This window comes from Streptomyces ipomoeae 91-03 (assembly GCF_000317595.1).
Lineage (GTDB): Bacteria > Actinomycetota > Actinomycetes > Streptomycetales > Streptomycetaceae > Streptomyces > Streptomyces ipomoeae.
On sequence record NZ_AEJC01000225.1, the window covers coordinates 1 to 10,533 of the forward strand.

At 70.2% G+C, this 10,533-nt stretch carries 9 protein-coding genes and 1 pseudogene; 7 read left to right on the top strand and 3 right to left on the bottom strand.

Translation table 11 applies throughout. The features are described from left to right. Positions 1 to 71: 71 nt before the first annotated feature. Both STRIP9103_RS14715 and STRIP9103_RS14720 read left to right on the top strand, forming a co-directional pair. The gene (locus STRIP9103_RS14715) at positions 72 to 755 is read left to right on the top strand and encodes a response regulator (RefSeq protein ID WP_048820299.1); all 684 of its coding nucleotides are present in this window, start codon (positions 72 to 74) and stop codon (positions 753 to 755) included. Between the two features lie 12 nt (positions 756 to 767). Beyond that, positions 768 to 3,311 carry a sensor histidine kinase gene (locus tag STRIP9103_RS14720; RefSeq protein WP_009310918.1) on the top strand — a complete coding sequence of 848 codons (2,544 nt, stop codon included), beginning with the start codon at positions 768 to 770 and terminating at the stop codon, positions 3,309 to 3,311. On the opposite strand, the gene STRIP9103_RS50635 is transcribed toward STRIP9103_RS14720, so the two are convergent. From STRIP9103_RS50635 to STRIP9103_RS14740, 3 genes are all read right to left on the bottom strand, one after another. Further along, on the bottom strand, positions 3,301 to 3,708 hold the full coding sequence (locus STRIP9103_RS50635; protein WP_009310909.1) for a hypothetical protein: 408 nt from the start codon (positions 3,706 to 3,708) through the stop codon (positions 3,301 to 3,303). The two genes, STRIP9103_RS14720 and STRIP9103_RS50635, sit on opposite strands and share 11 nt — an antisense overlap. Positions 3,709 to 4,322: 614 nt before the next feature. After that, positions 4,323 to 4,544 carry a ferredoxin gene (locus tag STRIP9103_RS14735; RefSeq protein WP_009310921.1) on the bottom strand — a complete coding sequence of 74 codons (222 nt, stop codon included), beginning with the start codon at positions 4,542 to 4,544 and terminating at the stop codon, positions 4,323 to 4,325. Next, the gene (locus tag STRIP9103_RS14740; RefSeq protein WP_009310916.1) at positions 4,541 to 5,740 is read right to left on the bottom strand and encodes a cytochrome P450; all 1,200 of its coding nucleotides are present in this window, start codon (positions 5,738 to 5,740) and stop codon (positions 4,541 to 4,543) included. The genes STRIP9103_RS14735 and STRIP9103_RS14740 overlap by 4 nt, the downstream gene beginning before the upstream one ends. Before the next feature lie 560 nt (positions 5,741 to 6,300). Between STRIP9103_RS14740 and STRIP9103_RS14745 the strand changes: the two genes are divergently transcribed. The 5 genes and pseudogenes from STRIP9103_RS14745 to STRIP9103_RS14760 all read left to right on the top strand — a co-directional run. Next, entirely contained in the window at positions 6,301 to 6,678 is a 378-nt protein-coding gene (locus STRIP9103_RS14745; RefSeq protein ID WP_141583230.1) for a hypothetical protein, read from the top strand. Beyond that, positions 6,675 to 7,295, top strand: coding sequence for a hypothetical protein (locus tag STRIP9103_RS49905; RefSeq protein ID WP_141583228.1), 621 nt, complete (start codon positions 6,675 to 6,677; stop codon positions 7,293 to 7,295). The genes STRIP9103_RS14745 and STRIP9103_RS49905 overlap by 4 nt, the downstream gene beginning before the upstream one ends. A gap of 457 nt (positions 7,296 to 7,752) precedes the next feature. Further along, positions 7,753 to 8,037, top strand: a complete 285-nt coding sequence (locus tag STRIP9103_RS14750; RefSeq protein WP_009310926.1) for an acyl carrier protein — start codon at positions 7,753 to 7,755, stop codon at positions 8,035 to 8,037. Further along, a pseudogene (locus STRIP9103_RS14755) lies at positions 8,034 to 9,286 on the top strand (beta-ketoacyl-[acyl-carrier-protein] synthase family protein). Before STRIP9103_RS14750 ends, STRIP9103_RS14755 begins: the two are co-directional and overlap by 4 nt. An 11-nt stretch (positions 9,287 to 9,297) precedes the next feature. Further along, the coding region (locus tag STRIP9103_RS14760; RefSeq protein ID WP_009310930.1) for an MMPL family transporter at positions 9,298 to 10,533 on the top strand (1,236 nt) is incomplete at its 3' end.

Consider the following 10,533-nt stretch of genomic DNA (forward strand, 5'->3'; position numbering starts at 1 on the left):
AGCCGATGAGGGCAACGGCGGTGCTTCCGGCACCCATGGTCCAGGTACGACGACAGGAAAGGCACACACCCATGACCCGGGTGCTCGTGGTGGAGGACGACCCGCAGCTCGTACGGGCTCTCGTCATCAACTTGCAGGCACGTCACTACGGCGTGGACGCCGCTCCCGACGGGGCCACGGCCCTGCGGCTCGCTGCCGCGCGTCAGCCCGACGTGGTGCTGCTCGACCTCGGGCTGCCCGACATGGACGGTGTCGAGGTCATCAGGGGCCTGCGGGGCTGGACCCGCGTGCCGATCCTGGTCCTGTCCGCCCGGCAGGCGTCCGACGAGAAAGTCGTCGCGCTCGACGCCGGTGCCGACGACTACGTCACCAAACCGTTCAGCATGGACGAGCTGCTGGCCCGGCTGCGGGCTGCCGTCCGCCGAACCGAGGACGCACCGCTCGCGCCCGAGACGGCGCTGGTCGAGACGGAGGACTTCAGCATCGACCTGCTCGCCAAGAAGGTCGTCCGGGACGGGCGGGACGTGCGACTGACCCCGACCGAGTGGCATCTGCTGGAGATCCTGGTGACCAATCCGGGCCGGCTGATCACGCAGAAGTACCTCCTTCAGGAGGTCTGGGGCTTCCCGCAGAGCAGCAAGACCAACTATCTGCGGGTCTACATGGCGCAGCTGCGCCGCAAACTGGAAGCGGACCCCTCCCACCCCCGCTATCTGATCACCGAGCCCGGTATGGGCTATCGCTTCGAAGCCTGACCGAGGGATGACATGGCACGCGGCAAGCTCCGGATCTACCTCGGTGCGGCACCCGGCGTCGGCAAGACGTACGCGATGCTGTCCGAGGCACACCGCCGTATCGAGCGGGGCACAGACTGCGTGGTGGCGTTCGTGGAACACCACCGCCGTCCGCGCACCGAGGTGATGCTGCACGGCCTGGAACAGATCCCACGCAGGGAGATCGAGTACCGGGACACGGCCTTCACCGAGATGGACGTCGACGCGGTTCTGGCCCGGCATCCGAAGGTGGCGCTGGTGGACGAGCTGGCCCACACCAACGTCCCCGGCTCCCGCAACATCAAGCGCTGGCAGGACGTGGAAGAACTGCTGGACGCCGGGATCGACGTGGTCTCCACCGTCAACATCCAGCACCTGGAGTCCCTGGGCGATGTCGTCGAGTCCATCACGGGCGTACGGCAGCGGGAGACGGTCCCCGACGAGGTCGTACGGCGGGCGGACCAGATCGAACTGGTGGACATGTCGCCCGAGGCCCTGCGCCGCCGGATGGCGCACGGCAACATCTACAAGCCGGACAAGATCGACGCGGCCCTGTCGAACTACTTCCGGCCCGGCAACCTGACCGCCCTGCGGGAGCTGGCGCTGCTGTGGGTGGCCGACCGGGTCGACGAGTACCTGACCGAGTACCGCAGTGAGCACAAGGTCTCGGCGATCTGGGGCTCGCGCGAGCGGATCGTGGTCGGCCTGACCGGCGGCCCGGAGGGGAGGACCCTCATCCGCCGGGCGGCGCGGCTGGCGGAGAAGGGCGCCGGTGGCGAGGTGCTGGCGGTCTACATCTCCCGCAGCGACGGCCTGACCTCCGCCTCGCCCAAGGAACTGGCCGTCCAGCGCACCTTGGTGGAGGACCTGGGCGGCACGTTCCACCAGGTCGTCGGCGACGACATCCCCGCAGCCCTGCTGGACTTCGCGCGCGGTGTGAATGCCACCCAGATCGTCCTGGGCGTCTCCCGCCGCAAGAGCTGGCAGTACGTCTTCGGACCCGGCGTCGGCGCCACGGTCGCCCGGGACTCCGGCCCCGACCTCGACGTCCACCTGATCACCCACGACGAGGTGGGCAAGGGCCGCGGTCTGCCGGTCGCCCGCGGGGCACGGCTCGGCCGCTCCCGGCTGATCTGGGGCTGGCTGGTCGGCATCGGCGGACCGGCCCTGCTGACCTGGCTGCTCGGCAGCGTCTTCCCGGACGTGGGTCTCGCCAACGACATGCTGCTGTTTCTGACCATGACGGTGGCGGCGGCCCTGCTCGGCGGCCTCTTCCCGGCCCTGGCCTCGGCGGCTGTCGGCTCCCTGCTGCTGAACTGGTTCTTCACGCCGCCCTTCCGCACCTTCATCATCGCCGACCCGAGGAACATCGTGGCCATCGCGATCTTCGTCGGTGTCGCCGTGTCGGTCGCGTCCGTGGTCGACCTGGCCGCACGGCGCACCCAACAGGCGGCCCGGCTGCGCGCCGAGGCCGAGATACTGTCCTTCCTGGCAGGAAACGTCCTGCGCGGCGAGACCAGCCTCGAGGCACTCCTCGAACGCGTCCGTGAGACCTTCGGCATGGAATCGGCGGCGCTGCTGGAACGCGAGAGCGACGTGGCCCCGTGGACCTGCGCGGGCAGCGTGGGCCCGCGCCCCTGTACCGCCCCCGAGGAGGCGGACGTCGACGTCCCCGTGGGCGACAACATGTCCCTCGCCCTGTCCGGCCGTGTCCTTCCCGCCGAGGACCGGCGGGTCCTGGCCGCCTTCGCGGCCCAGTCCGCCGTGGCGCTGGAGCGCCAACGCCTCCAGCAGGAGGCCGACCAGGCCAAGGAACTGGCCGAGGGCAACCGCATCCGCACCGCCCTGCTGGCTGCCGTGAGCCACGATCTGCGTACCCCGCTGGCCGGGATCAAGGCAGCGGTCTCCTCCCTGCGTTCGGACGACGTCGAGTGGTCGGAGGAGGATCAGGCGGAGCTGCTGGAGGCGATCGAGGAGGGCGCCGATCGCCTTGATCACCTGGTGGGCAACCTGCTCGACATGTCGCGCCTGCAGACCGGCATGGTCACCCCGATCGTCCGCGAGACCGACCTCGACGAGGTGATCCCGATGGCGCTGGGCGGCATCGCCGAGGACAGCGTGGATCTGGACGTCTCCGAGACGCTGCCCATGGTCGCCGTGGACAAGGGCCTGTTGGAACGGGCGGTGGCCAACGTGGTGGAAAACGCCGTCAAGTACAGCCCGCCCGGTGAGAGTGTCCTTGTGTCGGCGAGCGCCATAGCCGACCGGGTCGAGGTCCGGGTCGTGGACCGCGGTCCCGGCGTCCCCGACGAGGCCAAGGACCGCATCTTCGAACCCTTCCAGCGCTACGGCGATGCCCCGCGTGGCGCCGGAGTCGGCCTCGGCCTGGCCGTCGCCCGCGGCTTCGCCGAGGCCATGGGCGGCACGCTCACCGCCGAGGACACCCCCGGCGGGGGCCTGACCATGGTGCTGAGCGTGCCGATGGCCCCCGGCCGCCCCCAGGCGCACACCGACTTGTCGGAGGCGGTCACGTCGTAGACGGGCTGGCGTACGGCGCTGAGGAGCGACGGCAACCCTCACTCCGCGGTGAGCTCCGCGAGCTGCTCAGCAGCGGTGGTGTTGCCCTGATCGGCAAGCCGTCGCAGTCCGCGAAGTCGCCCTGCGCGGTGGCGAGTTCGATCAGCTGGTCGGTGGCGGTGGCGGTGGCGGTGGTGGCGTTCCCGTTGCCGGAGAGTCGTCGCAGTTCCGCGATGTCACCTTGCTCGGTGGCGAGTTCGACCAGCTGGGCCGTCGCCGTGGCCGTGCCCTGGTCTGCAAGGCGTCGCAGCTCCTGCAGGTCGCCGAGTTCCGTGGCGCGTTCGACCAGCTCGTCGACCGCTGTCGCGTCGCCTTTGTCGGCCCGTTCCCGGAGGACGGACAGGTCGGAGTCGGTCATGCTGGGCAACCTCTCCATGGTGTCGGTCCAGGCCGGTCGGCCCGGTGTCCCGGCGTGTGCCGGTCGGGCTATTCGCCCGGGGTGGGGAGTCTTCCGGCGGCGCGGAGCCGATCGCGATGCGCATGCCACTCGTCCAGCAGCGCGGGCAGACGATCGGCGAGGAACTCGGCCGGCGCGACCATCTCTTCGAACGGGGCACGACGCCCCGGCGGGGCGTCGGCGAGCAGCGCGGCCCTTCCCGGAACAGCGCCGCATGCTCCTTGTGGAGGGCGGTGTCGAAGTTCTGTGGCTGTGGGCCGGCCGGATTCAGACTCACCCGGTCCACCCGCTCACCAGCGGCGCGAGTCCGCCGCGCCATTTTGTGGCGGCGACGCGGAAGGCGTATCTGATCCTGCGGGGGACCTCGGTGTGGGGCAGCACGAGCAGGGCGTGCAGGAGCGCATGCCGTGTATGAGAACCTGCGCGGGGAGGTGGCCGCCGCAGGGGGGCGGGTGGTGACCATCGCCCCGGGTGCTGTTGAGGGATGCGTGACGGGCGCCGTACACGCGAGAGCCCCCCACCGACCACCGGCGCGCGGTAAGGGGTTCTCGGTCCCGGGCGCGGTCGTCCCGGCGCTAGGAGTCGCTGGATTCCGGCTCCTGGAGGGTGATCGCCCTGGAGGGGCAGACACCGGCGGCCATCTGTGCGGCCGCGCGATGGGCGGTGGGCGGCTCGGCGTGCAGCAGGAGCACACGGCCGTCGTCGGGATCCTGGTCGAAGACCTCGGGGGCGGTCAGAGCGCACATACCGGCGCCGATGCAGCGCTCACGGTCGACGCGCAGGCGCGTCATCCTCATGCCTCCTCCTTGTCCCAGGTGACCGGCAGGCTTTTCACCCCGTAGATGTCCGCGGTCTCCGGACGCAGGCCAACCTCTTCAGCCGGTACGGCCAGGCGCAGCGTGGGGAAGCGGTCGACCAGCGCGCGGAACGCGACCCGCATCTCGACGCGGGCCAGCTGCTGCCCCAGGCACTGGTGGATGCCGTGGCTGAAGGCCAGGTGCCCGTCGTACGGCCTCCGGAGGTCGAGCACGTGGGGATCGGCGAAGCGCTCGGGGTCGCGGTTGGCGGTGTTGTACGACAGGACGACCGTCGTGCCGGCCTCGATGGTCTGGCCGCCCAGCTCGACGTCCTCCAGCGCCGTCCGCATGAACGTCTTGGCGACGCTCAGATACCGCAGCAGCTCCTCCACGGCCCCGTCGGTGAGCGCGGGGTCGGCGCGCAGCGCGGCCAGTTGCGCCGGGTTCTGCAGCAGCGCGAAGGTGCCGAGAGACAGCATGTTCGCGGTGGTGTCGAACCCGGCCGCCAGCAGAATCAGGCTGATTCCCTTCAGCTCCTCATCGGTCAGATCGCTGTCGGTGAGTTCGCTGAGCACGTCGTCGGTGGGGTTCGCGCGCTTGGCGGCCACCAGCTCCGCGAGGTACTCCTGGGTCGCGGTGTAGGCCGCTATCAGCTCCTCGTCGCTCACCTCCCCACCCATGAACGCGTCGATCTGTTCCTGGAAGGAGGCCCGGTCCTCGTACGGCACCCCCAGCAGCTCGCAGATCACGATGGTGGGGATGGGCTTGGCGAACGCGGTCACCAGGTCCGCCGGCGGGCCGGTCTTCTCCATGGCGTCCAGGCAATCGGCGGTGATCTGCTCGATACGCTCGGTGAGAAGTCGCATCCGCCGTACGGTGAACTTGCCCACCAGCGGTTTCCGATAGCGGCTGTGCTGTGGCTCGTCCATGAGGAGGAACTCGCCGGGCGGCGCCGGAGGAACCTCGAAGTCGCCCACGTTCAGCAGCTCCTTGCGCGAGCTGAACCGCGAGTCGGCCAGGACCGACCTGACCAGGTCGTATCCGGTGATCAGCCAGCCGGGTTTGCCGCCAGGGTGGGTGTAGCGGCTGATGGGGCCGTGCCGGCGGGCGTCGATCAGCTCTGCCGGAGGGTCGAAGGGGCAGCCGGGCTGACGCGTCGTCGGCAGTGTTGTGACGGTGTGGAGGGATTCACCCATGGCCATTCCTCATCTCGCGATATTACGTGTTTGGCGGAACTCGAAAGCTACGTTGCATTCATGGTTTCGTCAATCACCTGGAAGGCATCTTCCAAGGTGACTGGCGGCAAATTGATGCAATGACGCTGGCGTTGAATGCAACGTTGTGTTGCAATGGTGGGTGGCGAATGCAATATCGGCGGCATGCGGTGCAGCGCGCTGCAGGTGGCTCGCCGACAGTTGGCCGATGCGATGGCTTGTCGACGGCCTCGGCGAAGCGAGCCGCCGCATGGCCGACGACCCCGGCGAAGCTCATGCCGGGGCCGTGGATGATGTGCCCATGAATGCACAGGAGTTGGACCCGGCCGGCCCGAAGGGCGCTTCCGCGTCGCCGGGTTCCGGGGTGGGGATGTGTGGCAGGCGGCGAGATGGAAGCCGCCCCGGTTCCGCCGGCGGCCGGAAGTGCCAGGACTTCCACACCCTGTACTGGGTCAGGGTCGGCGCCGGTCGTCAGGTCATCGACGGGAGGCCGCTGGAGATGGGCGGTGGTGGGTCGTGGCCAGGTGTACAGGTACGAGCACATGAGCGACGTCGACGGCACGGTCATCAACTTCAGCGACGACCTGCTGTACGAGGGGCCCGTCACGCAGGTGAATCCGGTCCGGCTCGTCGGCCGTTATGGGACGCGGCCGGTGAGCGTGCCCGTCGAGGACGCGGCGCACATGGACCAGCTGGTCGACATCCTGGCAGCCGAGGCGGGGCGCCCCGCGGAGGTACTGAACGTGGAGGTCCAGCGACACCTCCTGCTCACTCTCCTGTTGTGGGCCCGCGTTACTACGACGCTGCCCGCGCTCTTGGGCGCGAGCGGGAGATCTGCTGCCCGGGCGAAGGCTCGGGCGGCGTCTCCTCCACGCGACTTGGCTCCCGAGCGAACCGGAGTAGGAAAATGGAATCGTTGAACCGGCGTACTCTCCTCGGCGCCGCTGCGGCCGGTGTGCCGCTGGCTGTGGCCCCCGGACTGGTGACGCCCGCATCCGCGTCGTCTCAGCATTACGGCGGCAGGTACCAGCTGGAGAAGGACAACTGCATCCACTTCCACATCGCGGACTTCGTCGCTTGGAACAACCGCAGGTGGGACATGCAGGCGTACTACCACGCGTCCGATGTCTACGTGGATGTCTACGTGGAGATGGGCGGGGCGGCGACCACCAACGTCGAGGACCACATCGCCGCCATGAAGGACATCCTCAAGGACAATCCAGAGGCCCGGATCCTCCAGCACTACCCCAGGTCGTGCAGGGGGAGTGGACGGCGACCGTCGGCCACTACGTCCCCGGCGGTTCCGCCTCTGCACCATCGCCCGCCACCACCGGGGTCAGATGGTCAAGGAGTACCTCTTCATGCGGGAGATGTGACGGCCAAATACGGTCATGTGGCCGATGCCGCGCACGCCTCACGGCGTGGTGGTGAACTTCCCGTCCGGCGTGTTGCGCAGCCAGTCCCGCTCGACCGCCGGTTCAGCTTCGCGCGCGTCGCCCCCACACGAGCCGGTTCGGTGTCGATCCCCAAGATCTGAGGCTGGAGTACTGGTGAACGAAGTCGCGTTCGTTTGCTTCATGCCGGCCAACTCCCCCTGGAATGGCCTCGATATCGGCGACATCGACGCCGAGCCGGTCGGCAACGCTCCACGTGGCGGCGACAGCGACCGGACCGAGGCCCGCGGCGTGAAGGGACTTCCGCGCGTCCATGGCTGCCGCAGCCCGCTGACCTGTTCCTTCGGCTCCGCAGGAGCAGGACCTCCAGAACCCGCGCATTACGTCGAACCCGGGTTGCAGTGCGGAAGGCGCCACTCAGGGGGCGCTTTCCGCGTTTCGGATGCCCGACTGTGCGCTGTTGCTCCCGCTATCAGCCTGTTCGTTGCGATCACTCGTATGAAGTGGCTTTTCTCAGGTCATGCCCTTTCCGCAATGATCACTCTGTGTTGTGCCTCGTATCCGAGGCACGCCTGGCGACTCGCAGGAGTTCTCATCGGAATGGACCGGATCCCCGAACACCTCGTAGCCCTTGTGGCCGGCCAATTGGGCGTAGGCCCCGACCAGTTCAGTGCCACAACGACCCTTCAGGACCTGGGCATCGACTCATTGGGGCTGATGGAACTCGTGGTGGCCGCGGAGGAGCGGTTCGGGATCGTCCTGCCCGAGGACGTGCTGGACCTCGCTCCGAACGCGACCCTCGGCGAAGCCGCCCGACTCTTCCCGGTGACCGAGTCCGATCCCTCGTCACCCGCCGCCCGTATCGCGCCGGGCGCCGAGCTTTGACCGCCGGGGCCGACGTCGTCGTCACGGGGATCGGTCTGATCACTCCCGCCGGACACTCCCACGAGGTGAACTGGGACGCCCTCCGCCGGGGCCGCTCCCTCGCGGTCGCCGGCCCCGACCTGGCGGGGCTGCCCGTCGACTTCTCCTCCCGGGTGACGGGCTTCGACGCGGAGGCGGAGCGGGGCCGCGCGCGTGCGCGGCGCCTGGACCGCTTCACACAGTTCGCGCTGACCGCCGCACGCCGAGCGGTCGCCGACGCCGGACTCGACCCCGGCAGCCGGCGGGGGGAACGCGTCGGCGTCGTCCTGGGCGTGGGCTCGAACAGCCTGAGCACCTACGTCGCCGAGTTCTGCCACCTGGGTGCGGAGCGCCCGGAGCGGGTCTCGCCGCCGGCCCTTCCGCGCAGCGTTGCGAACATGGCCGCCGGTGAGGTCGCGATCGACCTGGGGGCGTGCGGCCCCGACTTCACCACCGCCGGCGCGTGCGCCTCGGGAACCACGGCCATCGGGGCCGCACGTGACCTGCTGCGGTCGGGGGCGTGCGACATCGTGCCGGCCGGCGGCAGCGAATCCGCGCGTTCCCGCATGACCGCGACCTGCTTCACACGGATGCGGGCCCTGTCGCGGCGCCGCGACAGGCCGGCCCTCGCCAGTCGGCCCTTCGACCGCGCACGTGACGGATTCGTCCTCGGCGAGGGCGCCGCCGTACTCGTCCTCGAACGGCGGGCCACCGCCCGGCAACGCCACGCCCGCATGCTGGCCCTGCTCAGCGGCTACGGAGCCGGCGCCGATGCGCACCACCCCGTCGCCCCGCACCCCGGCGGCGCCGGTGCGATCCGGGCCGTCACCGCCGCCCTCGACGACGCGGGGTGCCGGCCCCGCGACATCGGCCACATCAACGCCCACGGAACGTCCACCGCCCTCAATGACACGGCGGAGGCCGCGGCCCTCACCCAGGTCTTCGGCGAGCACACGCCGCCCGTCACCGCGTCCAAGGGCGTCATCGGGCACGTCCTGGGAGCCGCCGGTGCGATCCAGCCGCGTACACCGTCCTCGCGCTGCGGCACCGGGGCGTTCCACCGGTGGCCGACTTCGAGCGCCAGGACGAGGAGCGCCGGCTCGGCATCGTGGCCGGACGCCCGCGACCGACGACGGGGGACGTCGGCGTCAGCTGCTCTTTCGGGTTCGGCGGCCAGAACGCGGTCCTGCTGTTCACCGCGGTCTGGGATCAGGAGGACGTAAGGCATTGAAGGGGATCCGCGTGGATGCGATCAGGCGGCGGGCGTGGTGGGTGGTGGTGTGCGCGGCGCCGGCGGCGGTGTGCGCCGCCGTCCTGGCTCCGCTCGCGCTGGAGTCGCTCGGTACCGGAGGTGCCGTCGCCACCGGCATCGAGGCGGAGCGGGCCCGCCGGCAGGCCGAACGACTGGGGGTGCCGTCCCCCGACCTGATCCTCTCCCTCTCACCGGGGGCCGACGGGCCCGCCCCACCGGCACCGTCCCGTACCGACGAGCAGGCGACCGCGGACCAGGCGTCCTTGCGGACCGGAACCGAGGCGGTGGTGGAAGCGCTGTCCGACGAGCCCGACGTACGGGCCGTGTGGTCGGCGCGGACGGCGGAGGACGACTGGCTGCGCTCCCGGGACGGGCGGACCGTGTTGGTCGAGGCGCGGCTGAAAGGGTCGGAGAAGGACCGCGCCGATGCCGCTCCACAGGTGGTGGAGGCCGCTCGGTCCGCTGCTCGGTCCGCCGCCCCCGGCCTGCGGGTGGAGCCCAGTGGTGAGGTGTGGACCAGCCGGGAGATCGAGGAGACCGTCGACCGGGATCTGCGGCCGGCGGAGTTGGTGGCCGCGCCCGTGCTCTTCGGCATGCTGGTGTTCGCGTACGGGTCGGTGGTGTCCGCCCTGCTGCCCGTCCTGGTCGCCGCCCTGGCGGTCGGCTGCACGCTGCCGGTGCTGGCGCTGCTCGCGCAGGCGGTCGACGTGTCCCGCATGGGGGCCAACGCCGTCTCGGCGATCGGTTTCGGCCTGGCGGTCGACTACAGCCTCTTCCTCCTCGCCCGCGTACGCGAACACACCGCGCGGGGTGAGGAGTTGGAGGAGGCGTTGAAGGCCCCGCTCCGCTCCAGCGGGCGCTCCATCGCCTTCTCGGCCGCCGCTGTCACCGCCTGCCTGGCGGCGGCGATGGTGGTGCCGGTGCCCCTGCTGCGCTCGCTGTGCCTGGCGGGCATGGTCGTCACCCTCCTGGCGGCGTTGGTCGCACTGGTGGTGCTGCCGGCCTGTCTGGTCCTTCTCGGCCCACGTGCGCAGGCCTGGGACCCCCTGGCACGGTGGCGGCGCACCCGGCTGGGAGACGGCAGTCGCTTCTGGCGTGACACCGCGCGGGCCGTCACCGCGAGACCCTTTCTCGCCGGGGGCCTCGCGGCACTCCTGCTGCTCCTGCTCGCCCTGCCGTTCACACACGTACGGCTCGGACTGGTGGACGACCGGACCCTCCCCGCG